The following is a 25,935-nucleotide window of genomic DNA, read 5'->3' as shown; positions in this document are numbered from 1 at the left end:
TGGTGAGGTGCGGTGGTCCGACGGAGCGTGCCGTCGTGATGCCGCTCACTCTGGATCCCCGAGGTTGGCGGGAGGTTGGCGCCCGCTGCGGGGCCCGGCTCAGTCGCGCAGCGCCGTGCTGAGCCGGCCCACCGCGATCGGCCGGCGGGTGTCGCCGAGGGCCAGCAGCCGCAGCGCCCGATGGTGCACCTCCGCGTCGTACGGGGCCCGTTCGCCGTAGCTCAGGCTGTGCTGGGGATCGGTGCTGGCCAGCACCGCCTCGCGCACCGCGACCTCCAACTGGGCCCGCCACTCGACGATGCCGGGCGCCTCGGAGCGGGGCAGCAGCGGACCGCCGTACAGGCGCAGGGCCGTGGTGAGATCACCCTGCTTCAGCGCCTGCAGCACCTCCACCGCGTCGCAGGAGACGGGGCCGGTCAGGGCGTAGCGGCGCGGCGCGATCCCGCCGCCCAGCGCCCGCCGCAGATGAGAGACCTCCGCCTTGAAGGTGGACGCGGTGACCGGGCGGTCGCCGTACAGCGCCTCCCGCAGCCGCTCGGCGGTGAAGCCCTCCGGCTCCAGCGCCAGCAGGGTGAGGATCTCCAGCTGGCGCGGGCGCAACGGCAGCGGGACGCCGCCGCGTTCGGCCCGCTCGGCGCCCAGGCAGGTCAACCGCACCTCGGCGGCGGACGGGGCCTGCGGCCGCGCGGGCAGCTCGGTGCGCAGCCGGCTCTCGATCGCGGACACCAGGGAGCGGACCGTGGACATCGCCAGCGGGTGCGACCGGTCCCAGGTGGTGGACAGGTCGAGCACGCCGAGGATACGGCCGTCCGGTGCGCGCACCGGAGCGCAGTAGCAGACCCAGCCGTGCAGCGCGCTCACCAGGTGCTCGGCGGAGAAGACGGTGCTCGGGCGGCCGGTGCGCAGCGCGAGGGACAGGGCGTTGGTGCCCATGGCGGGCTCGTCCCAGCGGCCTCCCGGCGCGAAGTTGACCCGCTCGGCGCGGGCCCGCATGGTGCGTCCGCCGCAGGTCCACAGGATGGTGCCGGACTCGTCGGTCACGGCGCTGACAAAACCGGCGTCCTCGGCGATGCTGCGCAGTTCGTCCGCCAGGTCGTCGACCGGCCGGCGCAATGGGGACCCGGCCCAGCGGCGGGCCACCGAACCGTCCTCGGACACCGGCGCGCTGTCCACCCGCGGGTCCACCATGACCAGGGAGCGGCCCCACGACTCGGTCACCTCGGGCCGCAGCGCCCCGCGGGCCGGCGGGACGGCCCCGACCGCCTTGCGGCCGGCCACCCAGCGGGACCACTCGTCCTCCAGCGTCGCCCTGCGCTGCCAGAGGTCACTGCGCTGTGACATGCCTCGGTTATCGGACAGACCGGCGGCAAAAGCAAGGGTGCCGGCACACCCGCCCGGCGACGGGCCCGGTACGACGTCCGGGGGTGCCGGCTCAGCACTCGATGATGTTGACCGCCAGACCGCCGCGCGCGGTCTCCTTGTACTTCACCGACATGTCCGCGCCGGTGTCCTTCATGGTCTTGATGACCTTGTCCAGGGACACCTTGTGGGAGCCGTCGCCGCGCATCGCCATACGGGCGGCGGTGACCGCCTTCACCGCGGCCATGCCGTTGCGCTCGATGCACGGGATCTGCACCAGGCCGCCCACCGGGTCGCAGGTCAGGCCCAGGTTGTGCTCCATGCCGATCTCGGCCGCGTTCTCCACCTGCTCGGGGCTGCCGCCCAGCACCTCGGCCAGCGCGCCCGCCGCCATCGAGCAGGCCGAGCCGACCTCGCCCTGGCAGCCGACCTCGGCACCGGAGATGGAGGCGTTCTCCTTGAACAGCATGCCGATGGCGCCGGCGGCCAGCAGGAAGCGGATCACGCCGTCCTCGTCGGCGCCCGGCACGAAGTTGATGTAGTAGTGCAGGACGGCCGGGATGATGCCCGCGGCGCCGTTGGTCGGGGCGGTCACCACCCGGCCGCCGGCCGCGTTCTCCTCGTTCACCGCCATGGCGTAAAGGGTGATCCACTCCATGGCGAGAGCCTGCGGGTCGCCCTCCGAGCGCAGCTTGCGCGCGGTGTTGGCGGCCCGGCGCTTCACCCGCAGCCCGCCCGGCAGGATGCCCTCGCGGGTCATGCCGCGCTGCACGCACTCCCGCATCACCCGCCAGATCTCCAGCAGGCCGGCCCGGATCTCCTCCTCGCTGCGCCAGGCCCGCTCGTTCTCCAGCATCAGCGCGGAGATCGACAGACCGGTCTCCCTGGTCAGGCGCAGCAGCTCGTCACCCGTGCGGAAGGGGTACTTCAGCACCGTGTCGTCGAGCTTGATCCGGTCCGCGCCCACCGCGTCCTCGTCGACGACGAACCCGCCGCCCACCGAGTAGTAGGTCTTGGTCAGCAGCTCGGCGCCCGAGGCGTCGTACGCCCACAGGGTCATGCCGTTGGCGTGGTACGGCAGTGCCTTGCGGCGGTGCAGCACCATGTCGTCGTCGAAGGAGAAGGCGATCTCGTGCTCGCCGAGCAGCCGCAGCCGGCCGTTCTCCTTGATCTTCTCCACCCGCTCGTCGGCCGTGTCCACGTCCACCGTGCGGGGCGAGTCGCCCTCCAGGCCGAGCAGCACCGCCTTCGGGGTGCCGTGTCCGTGGCCGGTGGCGCCCAGGGAGCCGTACAGCTCCGCGCGGACGGAGGCGACGGAGCCGAGCAGCTCCTCGTTGCGCAGCCGCCGGGCGAACATGCGGGCCGCCCGCATCGGACCGACCGTGTGCGAGCTCGACGGGCCGATGCCGACCGAGAACAGGTCGAAGACGGAGATGGCCACGGGGACTCCTAGGAAGCGGGGGTGGTGCAAAGGGGGTGGGGCGGCCGGGCCGGCTTGTGGCGGGCGCGGCCGCCCCTGTGGTGCGCTGTGCTGCTGTTCGCTACTTGTTCAGCCCCGGGTACAGCGGGTGCTTCTCCGCCAGCGCCGCGACCCGGGCCTTGAGCGCCTGGGCGTCGTAGGACGGCTTGAGCGCCTCGGCGATCACGTCCGCGACCTCGGCGAAGTCCTCGGCGGTGAAGCCGCGGGTCGCCAGGGCCGGCGTGCCGATGCGCAGACCGGAGGTCACCATCGGCGGACGCGGGTCGTTGGGGACGGCGTTGCGGTTGACCGTGATGCCCACCTCGTGGAGGCGGTCCTCGGCCTGCTGGCCGTCCAGCTCGGAGTCGCGCAGGTCGACCAGGACCAGGTGGACGTCCGTGCCGCCGGTCAGGACGGACACGCCCGCCGCCTTCGCGTCGTCCTTCACCAGGCGCTCGGCGAGGATGCGGGCGCCCTCCAGCGTACGACGCTGGCGCTCCTTGAACTCCTCGCTCGCGGCGACCTTGAAGGCGACCGCCTTGGCCGCGATCACGTGCTCCAGCGGGCCGCCCTGCTGACCGGGGAAGACCGCGGAGTTGATCTTCTTCGCCAGCTCGGCGGTGCACAGGATCACACCGCCGCGCGGGCCGCCCAGTGTCTTGTGCGTGGTGGTGGTCACCACATGGGCGTGCGGCACCGGGTTCGGGTGCAGCCCCGCCGCGACCAGGCCGGCGAAGTGCGCCATGTCGACCATGAGGTAGGCGCCGACCTCGTCCGCGATCCGGCGGAACGCGGCGAAGTCCAGCCGGCGCGGGTAGGCCGACCAGCCGGCCACGATCAGCTTCGGCTTGCTCTCCTTGGCCAGCCGCTCGACCTCGGCCATGTCGACCTGGCCGTCGTCGCCGACGTGGTAGGCGACCACGTTGTAGAGCTTGCCGGAGAAGTTGATCTTCATGCCGTGGGTCAGGTGCCCGCCGTGCGCGAGGTTCAGACCCATGATCGTGTCGCCCGGCTTGAGCAGCGCGAACATCGCGGCGGCGTTGGCCTGCGCACCGGAGTGCGGCTGGACGTTGGCGTGCTCGGCGCCGAAGAGCTCCTTCACCCGGTCGACGGCGATCTGCTCGACCACGTCGACGTGCTCACAGCCGCCGTAGTAGCGGCGGCCCGGGTAGCCCTCGGCGTACTTGTTGGTGAGGACCGAGCCCTGGGCCTCCATGACCGCGACCGGGGCGAAGTTCTCCGAGGCGATCATCTCGAGGGTGGACTGCTGGCGGTGCAGCTCGGCGTCGACCGCGGCGGCCACCGCCGGGTCGAGCTCGTGCAGGGGCGTGTTCAGAACGGACATGGCGTACGGCTCCTCAGCCGGCGATGTGGGCGTCGTACTCGGCGGCGGAGAGCAGGTCGGACGGCTCCTCGGAGATCCGCACCCTGAACAGCCAGCCGCCCTCGAAGGGGGCCGAGTTCACCAGCGACGGGTCGTTCACCACGTCCTCGTTGATCTCGGTGACCTCACCGGTCACGGGGGAGTACAGGTCGCTGACCGACTTGGTCGACTCCAGCTCGCCGCAGGTCTCGCCCGCGGTCACGGTGTCCCCGACCTCGGGGAGCTGGACGAACACGACGTCGCCGAGCGCGTTCGCCGCGTGCTCGGTGATGCCGACCGTCGCGACGCCGTCCTCGGCGGCCGACAGCCACTCGTGCTCCTTGCTGTAACGCAGCTGCTGGGGGTTGCTCATGGCCTGAATTCTCCTGTACGGGCGTGATGGCTGATGACTCAGGGACCTGGGTGACGCGTGCGTGAGCAGGCCGGACGTGCCCGGACGCGCGGCACGCGAAGAAGGTCCGGCTTAAGACGGTGTCACTTCTGGCGCTTGTAGAACGGCAGCGCAACGACGTCGTACGGCTCGTGGGTGCCGCGGATGTCCACGGCGACGCCCTCGGTGCCGGGCTCCGCGTGCGCGAGGTCGACGTACGCCATGGCGATCGGCTTGCCCAGCGTCGGCGACGGGGCCCCGGAGGTGACCTCGCCGATCACCTCGCCGCCGGCCACCACCGCGTACCCGGCGCGCGGCACCCGGCGGCCGCGGGCGACGAGCCCGACCAGGACGCGCGGCGGGTTCTGCGCCGCCCGCTCGGCGGCCTCGGCGAGCGCGGCCCGGCCCACGAAGTCGCCCTCCTTGTCGAACTTCACCACCCGGCCGAGACCGGCGTCGAAGGGGGTGAGGGAGGTGCTCAGCTCGTGCCCGTACAGCGGCATACCGGCCTCCAGGCGCAGGGTGTCCCGGCAGGACAGCCCGCACGGCACCAGACCGGCACCCTCGCCGGCCTTGGTCAGCGCCTGCCACAGCTCGACCGCGTGCTCCGGCTTCACGAACAGCTCGAAGCCGTCCTCGCCGGTGTAGCCGGTACGGGCGATCAGCGCCGGCACCCCGGCGACCGTGCCCGGCAGGCCGGCGTAGTACTTCAGGCCGTCCAGGTCGGCGTCGGTGAGGCTCGCCAGGATGCCCGGGGACTCGGGGCCCTGCACCGCCAGGAGTGCGTAGGCGTCGCGGTCGTCGCGCACCTCGGCGTCGAAACCGCTCGCGCGCTCGGTCAGCGCGTCCAGCACCACCTGGGCGTTGGAGGCGTTGGCGACCACCATGTACTCGGTCTCGCCGAGCCGGTAGACGATCAGGTCGTCCAGGATGCCGCCGTCCTCGCGGCAGATCATGGTGTAGCGGGCGCGGCCCGGCTTCACCGCCGAGATCTTGCCCACCAGGGCGTAGTCGAGGAGGGCGGCCGCCTGCGGGCCGGTGACGGTGATCTCACCCATGTGCGACAGGTCGAACAGGCCGGCCCTGGTCCGCACCGCGTTGTGCTCGTCGCGTTCGGAGCCGTAGCGCAGGGGCATGTCCCAGCCGGCGAAATCGGTCATCGTCGCGCCGAGGGCACGATGCACGGCATCGAGCGCGGTACGGCGGAGTTCGGTACTGCTCATCGGTCGGTCTCCCAAGCATGACAGGCGAGGACATTTCCTCCCCATCTGTCATCGGAACCTGAGAGGTTCGCCATGACCACCGCTGTCGCGGCGGTCAGGACTTGCACCTTGGGTGGGGCCACCGGAGCACTGCGGCAGCGGCCCGCTTTTCAGATGTGCCTCGCCCGCGCGGTAACGGGGCCTGAGAGATTCAAGGGAGGGACTTGCTCCTTCGGCGCCCCGGCGGCAAGGTGCCGGGGACTCTCCCGCGCGGATTCAAACGGCCGGTATGCAGTTGGCGCGCACATCATTGCACGCATCCCGGGCGTTCGGCAGGGGGACCCTTCTCCTCGGACGCACAGCGCGCACGGACGGTCACAATGGGCTGTGACAGGCCTGTTCCAGGACGCGGACCGAAACGCATCACCACGGCATTACCGTCTCTTTACAGTCGGCGGGGGACGGGTCCACCGGACCGGCCCCAGGGGAGGACGAACACGGTGAACAGGATCACGGCGTACGCCACGACCCCGGGTGTCGGGCTGCCCGGCGCGCCCGTCGCATCCACCCGGGAGACGTGCGCGCCGCTGCCCGCGCCCGTCGTCCGCGATCTGCGCGACCGGGCGGGCCGCAGCCCGCGCGCGCTCCTGTTCGGCCCGCGCGACCTGGTCGCGGTCACCGGGCTGCCCGGCAGCGGCAAGTCCACCCTGATGCAGCGCACGGTGCGCGGCCGGCGCATCGACTCCCAGGACACCCGCGACCGCTGGGCGAGCCGGGTGCCCCGCTTCCTCCCCTACGCCTGCTACCGGCCCCTGGTGCGCCTCGCCCACTACGCCGGGCTGCGCCGCGCCCTGCGCACCGGCGAACCCCTGGTCGTCCACGACTGCGGCACCCAGACCTGGGTGCGGCGCTGGCTCGCCCGCGAGGCCCGCCGCCGCGGCGGCGCCCTCCACCTGATCCTGCTCGACGTCCCGCCCGACGCCGCCCTCGAGGGGCAGCGCCGCCGTGGCCGCGCCGTCTCCCGCTACGCCTTCCGCCGCCACCGCACCGCCACCCACCGCCTCCTCAGGGCCGCGCACCGGGCCCACCTGCCCGCCGGCTGCGCCTCAGCCGTCCTCCTCGACCGCACCGCCGCCGACACCCTCCAGCACATCGGCTTCACGGGCTGAGCGGCGACGGGGGCCGGGGGAGACACCGGCCGGGCGGAGGCCCGTGCGGGGCGGCGGCCGTGGAGAACGGGTGCCGGTGGGGGCGTTAGCCTTCTGGGCTACAGCGATGTTTCAGTCAGGCGGTAGGCAGATGGACATTCCGGCGGGGTTTTCCGCGGACTTCCCGGCGCAGGCACATCCCCATCCGCACGGCGGATGGCCCGGCAACGAGCTGGAGGAGGTGCTCTCCGCCTCGCTCGGTGTGCCCTCGGCCGGCGGGCGGATCGTCGAGGTGCTGGGCCGCAGCTTCATCTGGGTGCCGCTGCCCAACGGCGGCGGCCCGCACAGCGGACCGCTCGACGTGCCCACGATGGAGCTGGACGGGCAGGCCTACGTCCCGGTCTTCAGCTCCGAGGAGCAGTTCCACCAGGTCGTCGGCTCGCACATGGCGTACACCATCGCGCCGGCCGTGGAGTTCGCGCGCGGTCTGCCGCCGCAGGCGGGCATCGCCGTCAACCCGGGCGGAGTCGTCGGCATCCCGCTGCCGCCGCCCGCGGTGGCCGAGCTGTGCCGCGCCGGGCGCACCCCGCTGGACGGCCCGGCCTCCGGCGGCCGCGTCCGCCTGTTCGAACCGGACTGGCAGGACGACCCCGTCGACTTCCTGTCGGCGGCGTCCGCGGAGTTCGACACCATCGGTGTCGTCACCACCGCCCGCCGCTGCCTGGCGGCGATCGAGACCGCCGATCCGGTGATGTTCGTGGGCGTGGAGCTCTCCCAGTGGGAGGGCGACCTGCGCGCCCTGCCGCTGGAGGCCCTCGGCCGTGCCCTGGCCAAGGCTCCGGCACCGTGGCCGGTCAACCTGGTACTGCTGGACGTGACGCAGGACCCGGTCGGCACCTGGATGCGGGAGCGGGTGCGTCCCTTCTACCAGCGGCCGGCCGGCTGACCCGGGGAACGCGCGGGTGCGCGGGACCGGTCACGGCACCGCGCGCCCCCGTCCGCACGGGCGGACCCCGGGCTGCGGGGCGACCCTTAAGCTAGGTCCACTCACGGCGTTGACACAGAGGGGCGGTAACAGTGAGCGCGAGCGGCACCGCCGCGACCGGCCAGGTCGAGCACATGCTGCGCCAGGTGACGCCGGGGCGCTACGACGCCTACGAAGCCCTGCTGCGCGCCCTCGCCACCCCCTCCACCGGCCAGGTCTGGATGCTGCTGTGGCACGGCCAGGCCGGCTCCCCGGACGCCCAGTACGCCAACATGGAGGTCGACGGGCACGGCTACGCCCCGTGCGTCACCTCCGCTCAGGAACTCTCGGCGAGCGGCTGGAACCGCTCCTACGAGGTGGTCGACGGCCTCGACGTGGCCCGCGCCCTCTACCCCGACCGCTACGGCCTCTGGCTCAACCCGCACGCCCCGGGCGGCGGCGTCGGCATCCCCTGGCTCGACCTGCGCCGCATCGCCACCGGCCTCGACCGACAGCCCGCGGGACCGCTGCGCCTGTCCGAACCGGCCGTGGAGATCCCGCAGTTCTACGCCCTGCTCACGCAGAACGCCCACCGCACCCCGGCGGTGCGCTCCCTGCGCCGGGCCTGGGTCCAGCCGGCCCTCGGCGCGCCGTACCTGGCCATCGGCCTGGACGTGTACGACACCTCGCCGCAGGCGGTGGACTCGGTGCGCGCGATGATGCAGCAGTCCCTGGCCGCCGTCCCGGACGGCCTGCCGGTGTCCACGGTCGCGATGAGCGACGAGCACGACCCGGTCGTCATGTGGCTGCGCCACAACGCCCGCCCGTTCTACGACCGTGAGGCACACGCCCCGGCCCCTTCGGCGGCCCCCGCGCCCGCCGCCGGTTACGGCGGTCCGCCGGTCCAGCCGCCGGCTCCCGGCGCCTACTGAGCCACCTCCGCCCTGCCCCGTCACCGCGCCGCACCGGGGCCCCGGCACCGCGTCCCGCCCCCGTCGACGGACGCGGTTCACGCGCGTAGACCGCGTCAAATCGCAGTGGCCTGGCGGGATTTATGCCGATTCGCCTACGTCCGGCCCGCGTTAGCCGCTGTCCGGATAACGGAACCCCCAGGACAGCATCACGGTTACGCATCCATTCACTTCCAGGTCTGGATACTGATCGCCGAAGCGTTGAAGACTCCCGGAGACACGGGCCGGTCGGTCCTGCGTACGAGACAAGCGACCGCTACAGCGGCAGCAAGGGGGGGTCGGCGGATCGCCGACCCGAGAGGGGTCAATCGCACCGTGACCGCACCGATCGAGACCACGGGGGCGGAAGCCGGAGCACAGCCCGAGGCCGTGCTCGCCGGGGTCAAGAAGAGCCAGATCGAAGGGCGTTCGCTCACCCAGATCGCCTGGATGCGCTTCAAGCGCGACAAGGTGGCGATGGCCGGTGGTGTGGTGGTCGTCCTGCTCGTCCTGATGGCGGTGCTCTCCAAGCCCATCCAGTGGGTCTTCGGCCTGGATCCCAACAAGTTCAACCAGGACCTCATCGACCCCGCCCTGCTGGCCCCCAAGGGCGGCTGGGGCGGCATGAGCTGGGAGCACCCGCTCGGTGTCGACCCGCAGTACGGCCGGGACATGCTGGCCCGCATCATCGACGGCTCCTGGGTCTCCCTCCTGGTGGCCGGTGGCGCCACGATGCTCTCCGTGCTGATCGGCACCGTGATGGGCCTGCTCGCCGGGTACTACGGCGGCTGGGTGGACTCCATCATCAGCCGGATGATGGACACCTTCCTGGCGTTCCCGCTGCTGCTGTTCGCCATCTCCATCTCGGCCTCGGTGCAGGACGGCTTCTTCGGCCTCGACGGCCTGCCGCTGCGCATCTGCGTGCTGATCTTCGTGATCGGCTTCTTCAGCTGGCCGTACATCGGCCGTATCGTGCGCGCGCAGACGATGAGCCTGAGGGAGCGTGAGTTCATCGAGGCGGCGCGCAGCATGGGCGCCCGCGGCCCGTACGTCGTGTTCCGGGAGCTGCTGCCCAACCTCGTCGCACCGATCATCGTCTACTCGACGCTGATCATCCCGACGAACATCCTCTTCGAGGCATCGCTGAGCTTCCTCGGCGTCGGTATCGCTCCGCCGCAGGCCTCCTGGGGCGGCATGCTCAGCAACGCCGTGGATCTCTACACGGCGGATCCGCAGTACATGTTCGTGCCCGGACTGGCGATCTTCATCACGGTCCTGGCCTTCAACCTGCTGGGTGACGGGCTGCGTGACGCCCTCGACCCTCGCAGCAAGTGATCCATCGATTGAGGGGGCTTCCTCAGGTGAAGACGAGAAGGGTGACCGCCGGCGTGGCGTCGGTCCTGGCGTTGTCGCTGGGCGCTGCCGCATGCGGCGGTGGTGGCAAGGACGACGACGGCAATGGAGGCAACGCCAAGAAGGACGCGGCGCTTACCTCCATCGTCAACGCGTCGGACAAGAAGGGGGGAACCGTCACCTACCAGCACTCGGACGTGCCGGACTCCCTCGACCCGGGCAACAGCTACTACGGCTGGGTGATGAACTTCTCCCGCCTGTACGGCCGTACGCTCACCACGTTCAAGCCGGCCGCGGGCAAGGAGGGCCTGGAGGTCGTCCCCGACCTCGCCGAGTCCCTCGGCAAGCCGAGCCCGGACGCCAAGACCTGGACGTACAAGCTGCGCAAGGGTGTGAAGTTCGAGGACGGCACCCCGGTGACGTCCAAGGACGTCAAGTACGCCATCGAGCGCTCCAACTTCGCGCCGGAGGCGCTGTCCAACGGCCCGACCTACTTCAAGGCGTTCCTCGAGGGCGGCGACAAGTACAAGGGCCCGTACAAGGACAAGTCGCCCGAGGGCATCAAGTCCATCGAGACGCCGGACGACCACACGATCGTCTTCCACCTCAACCAGCCGTTCGCCGACTTCGACTACCTGGCGACGTTCTCCCAGACGGCCCCGGTGCCGCGGGCGAAGGACGACGGTGCGAAGTACGTCCAGCACATCGTGTCCTCCGGCCCCTACAAGTTCCAGTCGTACCAGGAGGGCCGCAGCGCCACCCTGGTGCGCAACCCGGAGTGGGACCCGAAGACGGACCCGATCCGCAAGGCGCTGCCGGACAAGGTCGAGATCAAGTTCAAGGTCAACCCGGTCACCGTCGACAACAACCTGCTGTCCGACAAGATCACGGCTGACGCCGCCGGCACGGGTGTGCAGCCGCAGACCCAGCCGAAGGTCCTCTCCGGCAAGCTGGCCAAGCAGACGGACATCTCCTACGCCGGCGCCACCCAGTACCTGGCGCTGAACGTGCATGTGAAGCCGTTCGACAACATCCACTGCCGCAAGGCCGTGCAGTACGCCATCGACAAGCAGTCCGTGGTGGACGCCATGGGCGGCGCGCCCAAGGGCGACGTGGCCACCACGCTGCTGCCGCCGACGGTGAACGGCTACACCAAGTTCGACACCTACGCCACGCCGGGCAACAAGGGCGACGTCGACAAGGCCAAGGACGAGCTGAAGCAGTGCGGCAAGCCGAACGGCTTCACCACGAACCTGACGGCCCGTTCGGACCGGCCCGCCGAGGTCGCCGCCGCCACCGCCATTCAGAACGCGCTGAAGAAGGTGGGCATCCAGGCCGAGATCAAGCAGTTCCCCTCGGGCAAGTACTTCTCCAACTTCGCCGGTGTCCCGAGCTACGTGCACAAGCACAAGCTCGGCATGATGTCGATGGCGTGGGGTGCCGACTGGCCGACCGGCTACGGCTTCCTCGACCAGATCGTCAACGGCGCCGCCATCAAGCCCTCCGGCGGCAACAACCTGATGGAGCTGGACGACCCCAAGATCAACAAGGCGCTCAAGGAAGGCATCGCCAACACCGACGAGGCCGAGCGCACCAAGACCTGGGGCGAGATCGACAAGATGGTGATGGACACCGCCACCGTGGTGCCGCTCGTCTACCGCAAGAACCTGCTGTTCCGCCCGGAGTCCGCGGCCAACGTCACGGTCACCCAGGCGTACCTCGGCATGTACGACTACGTGCTCATGAGCTCCGCCAAGTAGCACATGCCGCTTCACAGAACAGCAGGGCCGGTAATCCACTGAAAGGCAGGTGAAGGCGCCGGACGGCCGGGGCGGACACGATCCGCCCCGGCCGTCCGGAGCCGCACAGCTGTGGCTGCGTACATCATCCGACGCGTCTTCGGCGCGGTGCTGTTGCTGCTGGTGGTCAGCGCAGTCACCTTCGCGATCTTCTTCCTGGTCCCACGGCTCGGCGGCCAGACGGCCGATCAGCTCGCCACCCAGTACGTCGGCAAGGACGCCAACCCCGAGTCCGTCGCCGCGATCAAGAAGAACCTGGGCCTGGACCAGCCCCTCTACGTCCAGTACTGGGACTTCATCAAGGCCATCGTGGCGGGCGCCGACTACAAGTTCGGCCCCGACGCCACCCACTGCGACGCCCCGTGCTTCGGCTACTCCTTCAAGAGCCACGTCGAGGTGTGGCCGCAGCTGACCGAACGGATCCCGGTCTCCTTCTCGCTGGCCATCGGCGCCGCCGTGATCTGGGTGATCAGCGGTGTCACGACCGGTGTCATCTCCGCGCTGCGCAAGGGCAAGCCGGTCGACCGCATCGCCATGATCATCGCCCTGGCCGGCGTCTCCCTCCCGATCTTCTTCACCGGGCAGGTCCTCAACGCCCTGTTCGTGTACGAGGTCCCCATCTGGGAGAGCGTGGAGTACATCCCGTTCACGGAGAGCCCCGTCGACTGGGCCTGGCACCTGATGCTGCCCTGGATCAGCCTCGCCTTCCTCTTCTCCGCGCTGTACGCCCGGCTCACCCGGGCGGGCATGCTCGAGACGATGAGCGAGGACTACATCCGCACGGCCAGGGCCAAGGGTCTGAAGGAGAGCACGGTCGTCACCAAGCACGGCCTGCGCTCGGCGCTCACCCCGATCGTCACCATCTTCGGCATGGACTTCGGGCTTCTGGTCGGCACCGCGGTGCTCACCGAGACCGTGTTCTCGCTGCAGGGCATCGGCGCGTACGCCGTGCAGTCCATCAAGGACAACGACCTGCCCATCGTCATGGGCGTGACCCTGGTCGCGGCCTTCTTCATCGTCTTCTGCAATCTCGTCGTCGACCTGGTGTACGCCGCCATCGACCCCCGCGTGAGGTACTCGTGAGCAAGCTCGAAAAGGCGGCGCTCGGTGAACCGGCGCCGCTCGCACAGTCCGACGCGGACGACGTCTTCCTGTCCGTGCGTGATCTGCGCATCCACTTCGACACGGACGACGGTCTGGTCAAGTCGGTGGACGGCGTCAGCTTCGACGTGGCGCGGGGCAGAACCCTGGGCATCGTCGGCGAGTCCGGCTCCGGAAAGTCCGTCACCTCGCTCGGCGTGATGGGCCTGCACCGCTCGGCGCGCGCCAAGGTCAGCGGCGAGGTCTGGCTGGACGGCCAGGAGCTGATCGGCGCCCATCCGGACGAGGTGCGCCGGCTGCGCGGACGGAAGATGGCGATGATCTTCCAGGACCCGCTGTCGGCGATGCACCCGTACTACACGGTCGGCCACCAGATCGTGGAGGCCTACCGGGTCCACCACGACGTCAGCAAGAAGATCGCCAAGCAGCGCGCGGTCGAGATGCTCGACCGGGTCGGCATCCCCGAGCCCGGCAAGCGGGTCGACAGCTACCCGCACGAGTTCTCCGGCGGTATGCGCCAGCGCGCCATGATTGCCATGGCGCTGGTGAACAACCCCGAGCTGCTGATCGCGGACGAGCCCACCACCGCCCTGGACGTCACCGTGCAGGCGCAGATCCTCGACCTGATCCGGGATCTGCAGAAGGAGTTCGGCTCCGCCGTCATCATGATCACCCATGATCTCGGCGTGGTCGCCGAGATGGCCGACGACCTGCTGGTGATGTACGGCGGCCGGTGCGTGGAGCGCGGCCCGGCCGAGGCCGTGTTCTCCGAGCCCCGCCACCCCTACACCTGGGGCCTGCTCGGCTCGATGCCGCGCCTGGACCGTGACGAGACCGACCGGCTCATCCCGGTGAAGGGCCAGCCGCCCTCCCTGATCAACCTCCCGCCTGGCTGCGCCTTCAACCCGCGCTGCCCGTACGCGGACATCCCCAAGGACGACGTGACCCGCACGGTCCGCCCCGAGCTGACCGAGGTCGGCAGCCGGCACTGGGCCGCCTGCCACATGAGCCAGGAGCAGCGGGAGCGTATCTGGACCGAAGAGATTGCGCCGAAGCTGTGAGTGACGAAAAAGCGGTGAGCATCCCGCAGCAGAGCGGTGGCACCCAGGCCAAGGACGCCGGCGCCGACGGCGAGATCCTGCTCAAGGTGACCGGTCTGCAGAAGCACTTCCCGATCCGCAAGGGCCTGCTCCAGCGGCAGACCGGCGCCGTGCGCGCCGTCGACGGCATCGACTTCGAGGTCCGCAAGGGCGAGACCCTCGGCGTCGTGGGCGAGTCGGGCTGCGGCAAGTCCACCATGGGCCGGCTGATCACCCGGCTGCTCGAACCGACGGCCGGCACGGTCGAGTTCGAGGGCCGGGACATCACGCACCTGAGCACCGGCGCCCTGCGGCCGATGCGCCGGGACGTGCAGATGATCTTCCAGGACCCGTACTCCTCGCTGAACCCGCGGCACACCATCGGCACCATCGTCAGTGCGCCGTTCCGGCTCCAGGGCGTCACGCCCGAGGGCGGGGTGAAGAAGGAGGTCCAGCGGCTCCTGTCGGTGGTCGGCCTCAACCCCGAGCACTACAACCGCTACCCGCACGAGTTCTCCGGCGGCCAGCGCCAGCGCATCGGCATCGCCCGCGCGCTCGCGCTCAACCCCAAGCTGGTGGTCGCCGACGAGCCGGTCTCGGCGCTGGACGTGTCGATCCAGGCGCAGGTGGTGAACCTGCTGGACGACCTCCAGGAGGAGCTGGGCCTGACCTATGTGATCATCGCGCACGACCTGTCGGTGGTCCGGCACGTCTCCGACCGGATCGCGGTGATGTACCTGGGCAAGATCGTGGAGCTGGCGGACCGCAACGCGCTCTACAAGGCGCCGATGCACCCCTACACCAAGGCGCTGCTGTCGGCGGTGCCGATCCCGGACCCCAAGCGCCGGAAGGTCAAGAGCGAGCGCATCCTGCTCAAGGGCGACGTGCCCTCGCCGATCTCGCCGCCGAGCGGCTGCCGGTTCCACACCCGGTGCTGGAAGGCCACGCAGATCTGCCGGACCACCGAGCCGCCGCTGCTGGAGCTCCGGCCGGGTCAGCGGGTCGCCTGCCACCACCCGGAGAACTCCGAGGACCAGGCCCCGCAGGACACCGAGCTGCTGACGGAGGCCAGGCAGGCCGCCGCCGAGCTGGGGAAGTCCTCGGACACATCTTCGGACAAGTAAGCGCCCGCGAGCCCTCGCCTTCTATTGCAAGGCGGGGGCTCGATGCTGGGTGAGAATGTAAGGGTGCTCCAGCAACTCTTCAGCCCGTCCGTCCAGCACACGCTCGACCTGATCGGCATCTTCGTCTTCGCGATCTCCGGCGCCCTGCTGGCCGTCCGCAAGAACTTCGACGTGTTCGGTATCGCCGTGCTCGCCGAGGTCACCGCGTGCGGCGGCGGGCTCTTCCGTGACCTGGTCATCGGTGCCGTGCCGCCGGCCGCCTTCACGGACCTGGGGTACTTCGTCACCCCGCTGCTCGCCGCCACCCTGGTGATCTTCCTGCATCCCCAGGTGGAGCGGATCCAGGCGGCCGTCAATGTCTTCGACGCGGCCGGCCTCGGCCTGTTCTGCGTCGCCGGGACGATCAAGGCGTACGAGTACGGGCTCGGACTGACCGCCTCCGCCTGTCTGGGCCTGGCCACCGCCGTGGGCGGCGGCGTGCTGCGGGACGTGCTCGCCAACGAGGTGCCCTCGCTGCTGCGCTGGGACCGCGATCTGTACGCCGTCCCGGCCATCGTCGGCGCCGCCCTGGTCGCGCTGTGCATCCGCTACGACGTGCTCACCCCGTTCACCAGCGGCGCCGCGGTGATCACCGCGTTCGTGCTGCGGCTGCTGGCGATGCGCTACCACTGGCGGGCGCCCCGGGCCTGGCACCGGCGCTCGACGGTCCGGGAGGAGTGAGGGCCGAGGGGTGGGAGACGGTCCGCTGCCCGCCCAGCTCCGCGGTCAGCCACCGGAACGCCGGCACCACCTGCGGACGCCACAGCGCCATGGTGTGCCCGCCCGCGCTCCGCGGCAGCCTCACCACCTGCACACTGGTCGGCGGCTCGGCCGCGCGGCCCAGGGCCAGGGCGTCCTCGTAGCCGTCACCCCGCTGGCCGGAGAGGTACAGCGAGATCCGGGGCGGGGCGACCGCCTCGCGCAGCAGCGTCAGCGGGTTGTGCGCCGTGCGCAGCGCCGGGTCCCGGCCGGTGAGGGAGGTGCGCTCGGCGGCCGGGTCGTTGTAGCCGGAGAGGCTGACCGCCGCCCCGTAGCGGTCGGGGTGGGCGACGGCGAGTTTGGTGGCGCAGTGGCCGCCGGCCGAGTAGCCGGCGACCGCCCAGCCCCGCGGGGCGCGCTGCACCCGGAAGTTGTCCGTCACCATGCGCGGCACGTCGACGCTGAGCCAGCTGTCCGCGTTCACCTTGCCGGGCAGGTTGGCGCAGCCGGTGTCCGCCCCCGGCACCAGCGTGGTGCGCGGCGCCACCAGGACGAACGGGGCGATGCGCCCGCTGCGCATCAGCGGCAGCAGCTGCTCGTGCGCGTCCAGGGTGCCGAACCAGGCCTTGGCCGAGCCGGGATAGCCCGGCAGCAGCTCCACCACCGGGAACCGGTGTCCGCGCCAGGCGGGGTCGTCGTACTGCGGCGGCAGCCAGACGTACACCTCGCCGCGCACCCCCGACACCCGCCCCTCGAACCGGGTGACCCGGACGCCCCCGGCGGCCCGCATGCCGGGGCCGCGGGCCGGTTCGAAGGTCTGGCGCACCCGGGGCAGCCGCTCCAGCGCGATGCCGCCGGTGCCGTCGGCGCCGAGGTCGGCGGCGTGCTCGACGTGGCCGGCGGTGCCGAGCAGATCGCCCCAGTCGTCGTAGAGCTGGTTGGCGTTGTTGACCAGGGTGAAGACCAGCGCGACAGCGGTGAGCTGGGCGAACAGTAGCATGGACACCCGGGCGAGGGCCCGCACCGCCCGCGGTCCGCGCACCCGGCTCCACAGCACGAGCGGCAGGCCGAGGGCCAGGGCGCACAGCACGGCCAGAGTGCAGAGGAACGGGGTTCCGGTGAGGCTCATGTCCCGATAGAGGGGACGCGGGGGCGTTCGGTTCATCGCCGTGACCGGTCCCGCAGCGGCCCCTCCGGTGTCCCGCGCGACACAAAAGCTACCGCTTAGTAGTTGGTTCTTGTACTGTTCATCCATGCCAGAAGCAGCCTCCGCCCCGGCCGTCCGGGCCCCGATCGGCGACAGCGAGTTCGACCGCGACACCGCGGTCACCCGCCGCGAGCCCGGCGTCTACGACATCGACCTCTCCGCCGGCTGGACGATCATCAATGCCGTCAACGGCGGCTATCTGCTGGCGGTCCTGGGCCGCGCGCTCGCGGACACCCTGCCGCACTCCGACCCGTTCACCATCTCCGCGCACTACCTGACCGCGTCCCAGCCGGGCCCCGCGGTGGTGCGCACCGAGACCGTGCGCACCGGACGCACCCTGTCCACCGGCCAGGCGTCCCTCTTCCAGTACGACGAGCAGGGCCGCGAGATCGAGCGCATCCGCGCGCTCGCCTCCTACGGCGACCTCGGGTCGCTGCCCGACGACGTCCGCACCACGGCCGAGCCGCCCGCGATCCCGCCCATGGAGCAGTGCTTCGGGCCCGAGGACGGGCCCGCACCGGTCGACGGCAGCTCCGCCATCGCCGACCGGCTGATGCTCAAGCTGGACCCGTCGACGCTGGGCTGGGCGCTCGGCAAGCCCTCCGGCAAGGGCGAGATGCGCGCCTGGTTCGGCCTGGCCGACGGCCGCGACCACGACCCGCTGTCGCTGCTGCTCGCGGTGGACGCGCTGCCGCCGACCGCGTTCGAACTCGGCCTGTCCGGCTGGGTGCCGACCGTCGAGCTCACCGTCCACGTCCGGTGCCGCCCGGCGCCGGGCCCGGTCCGGGTGTCGATCACCACCCGCAACCTGGCCGGCGGCTTCCTGGAGGAGGACGCCGAGGTCTGGGACAGCAACGACCGGCTGGTGGCCCAGTCCCGGCAGCTGGCCCGGGTCCGGCTGGGCTGAGCACCGGCCCCCGCTCGGTTCACGATCCGGCGGCCGTCCCGCACCGCGGGACGGCCGCCGTCGTGTGCGGCCGGACGGCCGGCCGCCGGCCTCACCCGGGCGTGCCGCTCCCCGCGTCGTCGTGCCCGTCGTCGAGCCAGTGCCGGCGGCCCACGCCGATCAGCCGCAGGCGGCGGATCGCCAGGCGGGCGCTGCGCTCCTGCTCCTCGGGGCCCGCCTCCTGCGCCTCGAGGAAGCCGCAGGCGGTCATGATCATCTGGTCCACGTAGAGCTGGGCCAGCATCAGCAGGTCGTCCCTGCTCCAGCCCTCGGACACCGGGTCCTCGGCCAGTGCCTCGGCCACCTCCTCGGCGAACCGGGCGAGTTGCCCGCCTATCGCCTCCCGTACCGGCCGGACGCCGCCGTACCGCTCGCGGGCGATGAACCGGACGTGCGCCGGGTGCCGTTCCACATGACCGGCGATCAGCTCCACGGCCCGCACGATGCGTTCCTCGGTGTCGCCGGTGGTGGACAGCGCGGTCCTGATGGTCGGGTGCAGGCTGCCCAGCGCCTCCTCGACCAGTGCCACGCCCAGATCCGCGATGGAGCGGAAGTGCCGGTAGAAGGCGGTCGGGGCCACCCCCACGGCGCGGGTGACCTCACGCAGCCCCAGACTGCTCAGGCTCTGCCCCTCCAGCAGCTCGAGCGCCGCGTCGAGGAGTGCCTGCCGGGTCTTCTGCTTCTGGGCCTGCCGGATGCCGAGGGTGTGACTCATGCCATGCAGTTAACAACTGTTCTCTGGAAATGGAAAGGCGTGCCGGCCGCTAGACTGGGAAGTCAGTGAACAAGTGTAACTACAAACGTTCACCGAAATCCTGGGGGAACCACTCATGCTGTTCATCGTCGCCGCGCTGCTGCTCCTGGGCTTCGTCCTGGGCACCGTGGCCCACGCGCCGCTGTCCTTCTCCGCCGCCGCGGCCGTCGTCATCGCCGCCTGGCTCGGCATCTTCGCCCTCCGCGAGCGGCACGGCCGCCGCCGCGGCACCCAGGCCCGCTGACCGGGCCCCGCGAGACCACCGACCCCTCCGACCAAGGGAGCCCGATCATCATGCAGCTCACCGCACCCGCCGGCCGCCCCGCCGGACTGCGCGACACCGACGGCATGGCCGTCGCGTCCTTCGTCCTCGGTCTGCTCGGCCTGCTCGTCCTCAACGTCTTTCTCGGGCCGGTCGCGATCGTGCTGGCCACCGTGGCCCTGGCGCGCGGCACCCGCCGCCCCGGCCGCGCCTGGCTCGGCCTCGGCCTCGGCGTCGCCGACCTGGTGGTCCTCGCCGCCTTCATGCAGGCGGACAACACCATCTCCTGGAGCATCTGACGAGCTCCCGGAGCGACGGAACCGCCGCCGGGCGCGGCGGGATCCTGCCGGTGCGGCACCGGCAGGACCGGCTCACACATGGCCGACCACGCACCGGGAGAGACGAGCCGGGACCCGTAGAATCGGGCTCACCATGGCTTACCTCGACCACGCCGCGACCACCCCGATGCTTCCCGAGGCGGTCGAGGCACTCGCCGCTCACCTCGAAGTCACCGGCAACGCCTCCTCCCTGCACGCGGCCGGCCGCCGCGCCCGCCGCACCGTCGAGGAGGCCCGCGAGACCCTCGCCGAGGCGCTCGGCGCCCGGCCCAGCGAGGTGGTCTTCACCTCCGGCGGCACCGAGGCGGACAACCTCGCCGTGAAGGGCCTGTACTGGTCCCGGCGGGACGCCGACCCGGCCCGCACCCGGGTCCTCTCCAGCCCCGTGGAGCACCACGCCGTCCTCGACGCCGTGCACTGGCTCGGCGAGCACGAGGGCGCCACCGTCGAGTACCTGCCCGTCGACACCTACGGCCGGGTCCACCCCGACGCCCTGCGCGAGGCCATCGCCCGCAACCCCGACGACGTGGCCCTGGCCACGGTGATGTGGGCCAACAACGAGATCGGCACCATCTTCCCGATCCGTGAACTCGCCGAGGTGGCCGCCGAGTTCGGCATCCCGCTGCACTCCGACGCGGTGCAGGCCTTCGGCCAGGTGCCCGTCGGCTTCGGCGCCTCGGGACTCGCCGCGATGACCGTCTCCAGCCACAAGATCGGCGGCCCGTACGGCATCGGCGCGCTGGTCCTGGGCCGCGAGCACAACCCCGTGCCCGTCCTGCACGGCGGAGGGCAGGAGCGGCATGTGCGCTCCGGCACCCTCGACGTGCCCGCGATCGCCTCCTTCGCCGTCGCCGGGCGGCTGGCCGCCGAGCAGCAGGAGTGGTTCGCCCGGGAGATCGGCGCGCTGCGCGACGACCTGATCACCGCGGTCCGCAAGGCGGTCCCCGACGCCATTCTCGGCGGCGACCCGGACCCCGGCGGCCGGCTGCCCGCCAACGCCCACTTCACCTTCCCCGGCTGCGAGGGCGACTCCCTGCTGCTCCTGCTCGACGCCCAGGGCATCGCCTGCTCCACCGGCTCCGCCTGCACCGCCGGCGTCGCCCAGCCCAGCCATGTCCTGCTGGCCACCGGCACCGACCCCGACCTGGCCCGCGGCACCCTGCGCTTCTCCCTGGGGCACACCTCCACCGAGGCGGACGTGGAGGCCCTGGCCAAGGCCATCGGCCCCGCGGTCGAGCGGGCACGGGCGGCGGGGCTGACGTGACGGCCGGCGGAGCCCGCGCGCTGACATGACGGCCGGCTGAGCCCGCGCCCGGCGGGCCCGGCAGCCTCAGGCCTGTGCCGCCGTACGGGCCCGCCGGACCAGCTTCATATAGCGGTCCCAGTCCCAGTGCGGGCCCGGGTCCGTGTGATCGGTGCCCGGAACCTCCACGTGCCCGATGATGTGCTCCCGGTCCACGGGGATGTCGTAGCGGGCGCAGATCCGGGCGGTGAGGCGGGCCGAGGACTCGTACATCGCGTCGGTGAAGTCCTCCGGGCGGTCCACGAAGCCCTCGTGCTCGATGCCGATGCTGCGCTCGTTGTAGTCGCGGTTGCCCGCGTGGTAGGCCACGTCCAGCTCGCGGATCATCTGCGTGACCCTGCCGTCCTGGCCGACGATGTAGTGCGTCGCCGCCCGGTGCCCGGGGTCCTGGAAGGCCTTCACGGCGCTGTCGAGATCGCCCTGGGTGACATGGACGACCACCATGTCGATGCGGTAGTCGTCCGGCCGGTCCGCGCGGCGCCAGTTGGCGTCGGAGGCCGCCAGCCAGCGCGCACCCGCGTAGTCGACCTCGCCCGGCTTGCGCGGCTTCTCCACGCCGGGCACTCGCCACCACAGGCGCGCCAGCTCGTCACGCGCGAGCGCGGCCGTGCCCGCGGCGGCGGCCAGCGAGCCCACGACCAGGGCCCGCCGCCCGATGCGCCGGTCCCCGTCGGCTGATTTCCCGGATGCTGATGCCCCCACGCGATCCCCAACGGATGTCCGGCGGCTCCGGTTCCCGCGCCCCCGTACCCTGGAGGGGTTATGACTGACACCCCGCAGCCCCACCGCCCGCTCCGCGTCCTGGCCGCCATGTCCGGCGGAGTGGACTCCGCCGTCGCCGCCGCCCGCGCCGCCGAGGCGGGGCACGACGTGACCGGCGTCCACCTCGCGCTCTCCGCGAACCCGCAGTCGTTCCGCACCGGGGCCCGGGGCTGCTGCACCATCGAGGACTCCCGCGACGCCCGCCGCGCCGCCGACGTCATCGGCATCCCCTTCTACGTATGGGACCTCGCCGACCGCTTCCGCGAGGACGTCGTGGAGGACTTCGTCGCCGAGTACGAGGCCGGCCGCACCCCCAACCCCTGCCTGCGCTGCAACGAGAAGATCAAGTTCGCCGCGCTGCTCGACAAGGCGCTCGCCCTCGGCTTCGACGCGGTGTGCACCGGCCACTACGCCAAGGTCGTGGTGCGCGAGGACGGCACCCGTGAGCTGCACCGCGCCTCCGACCTGGCCAAGGACCAGTCGTACGTGCTCGGTGTGCTCGACGACCGGCAGCTCGCACACGCGATGTTCCCGCTCGGCGACACGGTCACCACCAAGGAGGAGATCCGGGCGGAGGCCGAGCGCCGCGGTCTCGCCGTTGCCAAGAAGCCCGACTCGCACGACATCTGCTTCATCGCCGACGGCGACACCCAGGGCTTCCTCGCCGAGCGGCTGGGCCGCTCCGAGGGCGACATCGTCGACGAGGCGGGCAACAAGCTCGGCACCCACGAGGGCGCCTACGGCTTCACCATCGGCCAGCGCAAGGGCCTGCGCATCGGCACGCCGGCCCCGGACGGCAAGCCCCGCTACGTCCTCGACATCTCCCCGGTGGACAACACCGTCACCGTCGGCCCCGCGTCCGCCCTGGACGTCACCGCCCTCACCGGCGTCCGGCCCCGCTGGTGCGGTGCCGCCCCCTCCGGGCCCGGCACCTACACCGCCCAGCTGCGCGCGCACGGCGACGAGACACCGGTGACCGCGGAGCTGGTCGGCGGGGAGCTGCGGGTGCGCTTCACCGAGCCGGTCCGGGGCGTGGCACCCGGGCAGGCGATCGTGCTCTACGACGGCACTCGCGTCGTGGGCTCGGCGACCATCGCCTCCACGGTCCGGGCGACGGCCGGCGCGGCCTGACCGGAACGCTCACCTCACGGCGAGGACCGCACGCAGGGGCCTTCGGCGGCAACGTCGAACGGGGGCCCTCACGCCGGGAACCTCACCGCGCGAAGAACTCCGCCAGCACCGGTGCCAGCACGTCCGGCTCCACCATGTGCGTCTGCCCCTCCAGCGTGCGGTAGGTGCCGCGGGGCACCGACTCCGCGATCGCCCGTGCCGCGTCCCGCATCCACGCGGGGCTCGCGTCGCCCGCGATCGACAGCACCGGGACCTCGATCGAGGCCAGCATCTCGCGCGGGACGCCGCCGTCGCCCATCACGGCGTCGTCGTGGGCGAGGGACGGCGCCAGCGACTCCATCCCGGCCCACATGGGGGACTGCCGGGCGCCCTCGATCACCCCCTCGCTCAGCCCCGTCAGCCTGAGGAACAGCTCCACCGCGTCTCCGCGCCGCCCCTCCGCCAGCGCCGCGTTCAGCCGCTCGGTGTACTCCGCGCGCTCCGCCAGCGCCTCCTCGGACATCGCGTACGGGGTCTCGTAGACCGCGACATGCCGCACCGGCAGCCCGCTCGCCGCCGCCCGCAGCGCCAGCGCACCGCCCGACGAGGTGCCGTACAGCGACGCCCGGCCGCCCACCGCCTCGATCAGCGCCGCCAGATCCTCGACCTCGCGCTCCACCGCGTACGGCGCCGTGTCCCCGCTGCGCCCCCTGCCCCGGCGGTCGTACACCACGACCTGGAACCGCTCGGAGAGCGGGGCGGCCAGCGGAGCCACCGTCGCCCCCGTCGACATCGCCCCGCTGACGAGAACCACGGCGGGGCCGCGGCCCGCGCTCTCATAGGCGAGGGAGGTGCCGTCGCGCGAAAGGATGTTCTTGTCCATGTCTGTGCAGACTGCCGCACGGCACCGGTTTCGTCGGTGAGGCGGGCCGCGCGTCCACGCGGTCAGCCCACCCCGCCCCGCGGCGGCCGGCTGCACCACCCGGCCCTGCCGGTTGCTCCGTACGACGGTCATGCGGGCGTCCCCCCGTCACGACGGACCTCCGACCGGGTAGCGAACCAGCCGGCTCCAGCGCACGCTGGAGCGGAGTTCTTCCCGAGGAGGGACCATGCCCGCCAAGGACATCCGCAGGAACCGGAGCAGCCTCGCCCACCAGGTCCGCTACGCACTGCGACACCCCGAGCGCGTCCCCGGGTACGCGCGGCGGGCCCTGCGCGACACCTGGCTGAGGCTGCGCCACCGCGACCACATCGCCTACTACCGCGCCGTGATGGCCTCCGACGCCGCCCGCAGCGCCGAGGCCGCCGTCGGCCACAACCCCTCCAAGGAGACCTGGGCCCGCATCGGCCGGATGCAGTTCGACTACCTGACCGGGCACGGACTGAAGCCCGAGCACCGGATGCTGGACATCGGCTGCGGCAACCTGCGCGCCGGACGCCTGTTCATCGACTACCTGGAGCCCGGCCACTACTACGGCATCGACATCTCCCCGGACATCCTGCTCGCCGCACAGGACACCCTGGTGCGCGAGGGGCTCCAGGACAAGCTGCCCCACCTGGCCCTCGCGAACGACCTGACCTTCTCCTTCCTGCCCGACCACCACTTCGACGTGGTGCACGCGCACAGCGTCTCCTCGCACTCCCCGCTGCACGTCATCGAGGAGTGCTTCGCGCACGTCGGCCGGATCCTCGCGCCCGGCGGCTTCTTCGACTTCACCTTCGACCGCACCGAGGGCGAGGAGCACCATGTGCTGCGCGAGGACTTCTACTACCGCACCACGACGCTGACGGACCTCGCCGCCCGGTACGGGCTGTCGGCACGGTTCATGGACGACTGGGAGAAGCTGCCGCACCGGCAGTCCAAGATGCGCCTGACCGCGGTGTCCGACCGGGCCCGTACCGTGGGGTCGTGAGCACCCCTACCGTGGGGCCATGAACATCTGCGTCTTCCTCTCCGCCGCCGAGCTCGCCGACCGCTACACCCGCCCCGCACGGGAGTTCGCGCGGCTGCTCGGCAAGGGCGGGCACACCCTGGTGTGGGGCGGGTCGGACGTCGGGCTGATGAAGGTCGTCGCCGACGGGGTGCAGGAGGCGGGCGGCCGGCTCGTGGGCGTCTCCGTGGAGTTCCTCGCCGCCAAGGCCCGCCAGGGCGTCGACGAGATGGTGGTCGCCAAGGACCTCTCCGAGCGCAAGCGGCTGCTGCTGGAGAAGGCCGACGCCGTGGTCGTCATGGTGGGCGGCACCGGCACCCTCGACGAGGCCACCGAGATCCTGGAGCTGAAGAAGCACGGCCACACCGACAAGCCGGTGGTGCTGCTCAACACCGCGGGCTACTACGACGGCCTCAAGGAGCAGTTCCGCCGCATGGAGGACGAGGGATTCCTCCCCCGCCCGCTGGCCGACCTGGTGTTCTTCGCCGAGGAGCCGGTCGGCGCGCTGGCCTACCTGGAGGAGAGCCTGGGCATGGTGTGAGGCCCCGGTGATGCGAGCATGGCGGGCATGGCTACACATGTGATCACCGGAGCCGGCTCCGGCATCGGCGCGGCCGTCGCCCGCCGCCTGCACGCACGCGGCGACCAACTGGTGCTGCACGCACGCGACGCCGGCCGGGCCAAGGAGCTGGCCGCCGAGTTCCCCGGCGCGCGGACCCTGGTCGGGGACCTCGCCGACCCCGACCGGCTCAGCTGGGCCTTCTCCCATCAGTCGCTGCCGGACCGGGTGGACTCCCTGCTGCACATCGCCGGAGTGGTGGACCTCGCCCCGGTCGGCGAGCTGACCCCGAAGACCTGGCGGCACCAGCTCGACGTCAACCTGATCGCCCCCGCCGAGCTGACCCGGCACTTCCTGCCCCAGCTGCGCGCCGCCCGCGGCCACGTGGTCTTCGTCAACTCCGGCGCGGGCCTCAACGCCCACGCCGGCTGGGCCGCCTACGCCGCCTCCAAGCACGGCCTGAAGGCCCTCGCCGACGCGCTGCGCCAGGAGGAGCACGGCAACGGCATCCGCGTCACGTCCGTCTACCCCGGCCGGACGGCCAGCCCCATGCAGGCCAAGGTGCACCAGCAGGAGGGCAAGGAGTACGACCCGGCGCGCTGGATCGACCCCGAGTCGGTGGCCACCACCATCCTCATGGCGCTGGACCTGCCCAGGGACGCGGAGGTCAACGACCTGACGGTACGGCCGGGGCGCTGAGGCCGGGCCGGGGGCAGGCCGGGCAGGGCGGGAC

General features: G+C 71.7%; 26 protein-coding genes and 2 riboswitches. Of the genes, 17 read left to right on the top strand and 9 right to left on the bottom strand.

Annotation, left to right across the window (positions count from 1 at the left end; translation table 11 throughout):
* Nucleotides 1-99: 99 nt before the first annotated feature.
* From HCJ93_RS17365 to gcvT, 5 genes are all read right to left on the bottom strand, one after another.
* On the bottom strand, nt 100-1,341 hold the full coding sequence (locus HCJ93_RS17365; protein ID WP_167996627.1) for a helix-turn-helix domain-containing protein: 1,242 nt from the start codon (nt 1,339-1,341) through the stop codon (nt 100-102).
* A 91-nt stretch (nt 1,342-1,432) separates the two neighbouring features.
* A complete protein-coding gene (locus HCJ93_RS17360; RefSeq protein WP_167996626.1) occupies nt 1,433-2,800 on the bottom strand; it encodes an L-serine ammonia-lyase in 1,368 nt (455 codons plus the stop codon).
* A 100-nt stretch (nt 2,801-2,900) separates the two neighbouring features.
* Nucleotides 2,901-4,163, bottom strand: a complete 1,263-nt coding sequence (gene glyA / locus HCJ93_RS17355; RefSeq protein ID WP_167996625.1) for a serine hydroxymethyltransferase — start codon at nt 4,161-4,163, stop codon at nt 2,901-2,903.
* A 13-nt stretch (nt 4,164-4,176) separates the two neighbouring features.
* The gene (gcvH, locus tag HCJ93_RS17350) at nt 4,177-4,554 is read right to left on the bottom strand and encodes a glycine cleavage system protein GcvH (protein WP_167996624.1); all 378 of its coding nucleotides are present in this window, start codon (nt 4,552-4,554) and stop codon (nt 4,177-4,179) included.
* Between the two features lie 122 nt (nt 4,555-4,676).
* The gene (gene gcvT, locus HCJ93_RS17345; RefSeq protein ID WP_167996623.1) at nt 4,677-5,795 is read right to left on the bottom strand and encodes a glycine cleavage system aminomethyltransferase GcvT; all 1,119 of its coding nucleotides are present in this window, start codon (nt 5,793-5,795) and stop codon (nt 4,677-4,679) included.
* A 35-nt stretch (nt 5,796-5,830) separates the two neighbouring features.
* Nucleotides 5,831-5,954, bottom strand: a riboswitch (glycine riboswitch).
* A riboswitch (glycine riboswitch) is annotated at nt 5,955-6,053 on the bottom strand. It abuts the riboswitch before it with no gap.
* 221 nt (nt 6,054-6,274) lie between these two features.
* On the opposite strand from gcvT, the gene HCJ93_RS17340 reads away from it, so the two are divergent.
* The 9 genes from HCJ93_RS17340 to HCJ93_RS17300 all read left to right on the top strand — a co-directional run bounded on the left by HCJ93_RS17340 (nt 6,275) and on the right by HCJ93_RS17300 (nt 16,012).
* The gene (locus HCJ93_RS17340; protein WP_167996622.1) at nt 6,275-6,943 is read left to right on the top strand and encodes an AAA family ATPase; all 669 of its coding nucleotides are present in this window, start codon (nt 6,275-6,277) and stop codon (nt 6,941-6,943) included.
* 130 nt (nt 6,944-7,073) lie between these two features.
* Nucleotides 7,074-7,868 carry an enhanced serine sensitivity protein SseB gene (locus HCJ93_RS17335; RefSeq protein WP_167996621.1) on the top strand — a complete coding sequence of 265 codons (795 nt, stop codon included), beginning with the start codon at nt 7,074-7,076 and terminating at the stop codon, nt 7,866-7,868.
* Between the two features lie 131 nt (nt 7,869-7,999).
* Entirely contained in the window at nt 8,000-8,818 is an 819-nt protein-coding gene (locus HCJ93_RS17330) for an enhanced serine sensitivity protein SseB C-terminal domain-containing protein (RefSeq protein ID WP_167996620.1), read from the top strand.
* A gap of 354 nt (nt 8,819-9,172) precedes the next feature.
* The gene (locus tag HCJ93_RS17325; RefSeq protein WP_167996619.1) at nt 9,173-10,171 is read left to right on the top strand and encodes an ABC transporter permease; all 999 of its coding nucleotides are present in this window, start codon (nt 9,173-9,175) and stop codon (nt 10,169-10,171) included.
* 26 nt (nt 10,172-10,197) lie between these two features.
* Nucleotides 10,198-11,949 (top strand): ABC transporter substrate-binding protein, encoded by a 1,752-nt coding sequence (locus HCJ93_RS17320; protein ID WP_167996618.1) that lies wholly within the window; start codon nt 10,198-10,200, stop codon nt 11,947-11,949.
* 111 nt (nt 11,950-12,060) lie between these two features.
* The gene (locus HCJ93_RS17315; protein ID WP_167996617.1) at nt 12,061-13,071 is read left to right on the top strand and encodes an ABC transporter permease; all 1,011 of its coding nucleotides are present in this window, start codon (nt 12,061-12,063) and stop codon (nt 13,069-13,071) included.
* Nucleotides 13,068-14,150, top strand: coding sequence for an ABC transporter ATP-binding protein (locus HCJ93_RS17310; RefSeq protein ID WP_167996616.1), 1,083 nt, complete (start codon nt 13,068-13,070; stop codon nt 14,148-14,150). Before HCJ93_RS17315 ends, HCJ93_RS17310 begins: the two co-directional genes overlap by 4 nt.
* Before the next feature lie 14 nt (nt 14,151-14,164).
* The gene (locus HCJ93_RS17305; RefSeq protein ID WP_309141427.1) at nt 14,165-15,292 is read left to right on the top strand and encodes an ABC transporter ATP-binding protein; all 1,128 of its coding nucleotides are present in this window, start codon (nt 14,165-14,167) and stop codon (nt 15,290-15,292) included.
* Nucleotides 15,293-15,355: 63 nt separating this feature from the next.
* Nucleotides 15,356-16,012 carry a trimeric intracellular cation channel family protein gene (locus HCJ93_RS17300; protein ID WP_167996614.1) on the top strand — a complete coding sequence of 219 codons (657 nt, stop codon included), beginning with the start codon at nt 15,356-15,358 and terminating at the stop codon, nt 16,010-16,012.
* Here HCJ93_RS17300 and HCJ93_RS17295 read toward each other — a convergent pair.
* Nucleotides 15,921-17,159 carry an alpha/beta hydrolase gene (locus HCJ93_RS17295; RefSeq protein ID WP_167996613.1) on the bottom strand — a complete coding sequence of 413 codons (1,239 nt, stop codon included), beginning with the start codon at nt 17,157-17,159 and terminating at the stop codon, nt 15,921-15,923. The two genes, HCJ93_RS17300 and HCJ93_RS17295, sit on opposite strands and share 92 nt — an antisense overlap.
* Before the next feature lie 124 nt (nt 17,160-17,283).
* On the opposite strand from HCJ93_RS17295, the gene HCJ93_RS17290 reads away from it, so the two are divergent.
* Nucleotides 17,284-18,144, top strand: coding sequence for a thioesterase family protein (locus tag HCJ93_RS17290; protein ID WP_167996612.1), 861 nt, complete (start codon nt 17,284-17,286; stop codon nt 18,142-18,144).
* 91 nt (nt 18,145-18,235) lie between these two features.
* On the opposite strand, the gene HCJ93_RS17285 is transcribed toward HCJ93_RS17290, so the two are convergent.
* Nucleotides 18,236-18,898, bottom strand: coding sequence for a TetR family transcriptional regulator (locus HCJ93_RS17285; protein ID WP_167996611.1), 663 nt, complete (start codon nt 18,896-18,898; stop codon nt 18,236-18,238).
* A gap of 115 nt (nt 18,899-19,013) precedes the next feature.
* Between HCJ93_RS17285 and HCJ93_RS17280 the strand changes: the two genes are divergently transcribed.
* From HCJ93_RS17280 to HCJ93_RS17270, 3 genes are all read left to right on the top strand, one after another.
* Nucleotides 19,014-19,181 carry a hypothetical protein gene (locus HCJ93_RS17280; protein ID WP_167996610.1) on the top strand — a complete coding sequence of 56 codons (168 nt, stop codon included), beginning with the start codon at nt 19,014-19,016 and terminating at the stop codon, nt 19,179-19,181.
* A gap of 50 nt (nt 19,182-19,231) precedes the next feature.
* Nucleotides 19,232-19,498, top strand: coding sequence for a DUF4190 domain-containing protein (locus HCJ93_RS17275; RefSeq protein ID WP_167996609.1), 267 nt, complete (start codon nt 19,232-19,234; stop codon nt 19,496-19,498).
* A 133-nt stretch (nt 19,499-19,631) separates the two neighbouring features.
* On the top strand, nt 19,632-20,801 hold the full coding sequence (locus tag HCJ93_RS17270; protein WP_167996608.1) for a cysteine desulfurase family protein: 1,170 nt from the start codon (nt 19,632-19,634) through the stop codon (nt 20,799-20,801).
* A 66-nt stretch (nt 20,802-20,867) separates the two neighbouring features.
* Here the strand turns inward: HCJ93_RS17270 and HCJ93_RS17265 are convergent, their stop codons facing one another.
* A complete protein-coding gene (locus HCJ93_RS17265) occupies nt 20,868-21,542 on the bottom strand; it encodes an N-acetylmuramoyl-L-alanine amidase (RefSeq protein WP_167996607.1) in 675 nt (224 codons plus the stop codon).
* Between the two features lie 60 nt (nt 21,543-21,602).
* Between HCJ93_RS17265 and mnmA the strand changes: the two genes are divergently transcribed.
* Nucleotides 21,603-22,733 carry a tRNA 2-thiouridine(34) synthase MnmA gene (mnmA, locus tag HCJ93_RS17260; protein WP_167996606.1) on the top strand — a complete coding sequence of 377 codons (1,131 nt, stop codon included), beginning with the start codon at nt 21,603-21,605 and terminating at the stop codon, nt 22,731-22,733.
* Nucleotides 22,734-22,815: 82 nt separating this feature from the next.
* On the opposite strand, the gene HCJ93_RS17255 is transcribed toward mnmA, so the two are convergent.
* Nucleotides 22,816-23,595 carry an alpha/beta fold hydrolase gene (locus HCJ93_RS17255; RefSeq protein WP_167996605.1) on the bottom strand — a complete coding sequence of 260 codons (780 nt, stop codon included), beginning with the start codon at nt 23,593-23,595 and terminating at the stop codon, nt 22,816-22,818.
* Nucleotides 23,596-23,821: 226 nt separating this feature from the next.
* Here HCJ93_RS17255 and HCJ93_RS17250 point away from each other — a divergent pair, with 226 nt between their 5' ends.
* The 3 genes from HCJ93_RS17250 to HCJ93_RS17240 are packed head-to-tail and all read left to right on the top strand — an operon-like array spanning nt 23,822 to nt 25,901.
* Nucleotides 23,822-24,625, top strand: coding sequence for a class I SAM-dependent methyltransferase (locus HCJ93_RS17250; protein WP_167996604.1), 804 nt, complete (start codon nt 23,822-23,824; stop codon nt 24,623-24,625).
* Between the two features lie 19 nt (nt 24,626-24,644).
* The gene (locus HCJ93_RS17245) at nt 24,645-25,184 is read left to right on the top strand and encodes an LOG family protein (protein WP_167996603.1); all 540 of its coding nucleotides are present in this window, start codon (nt 24,645-24,647) and stop codon (nt 25,182-25,184) included.
* 18 nt (nt 25,185-25,202) lie between these two features.
* Entirely contained in the window at nt 25,203-25,901 is a 699-nt protein-coding gene (locus tag HCJ93_RS17240) for an SDR family oxidoreductase (protein ID WP_167996602.1), read from the top strand.
* Nucleotides 25,902-25,935 lie beyond the last annotated feature (34 nt).

This window comes from Streptomyces composti (genome assembly GCF_012034205.1).
Lineage (GTDB): Bacteria > Actinomycetota > Actinomycetes > Streptomycetales > Streptomycetaceae > Streptomyces > Streptomyces composti.
The sequence above is the reverse complement of the archived record's forward strand: the minus strand, read 5'-3'. Positions and strand labels throughout refer to the sequence as shown.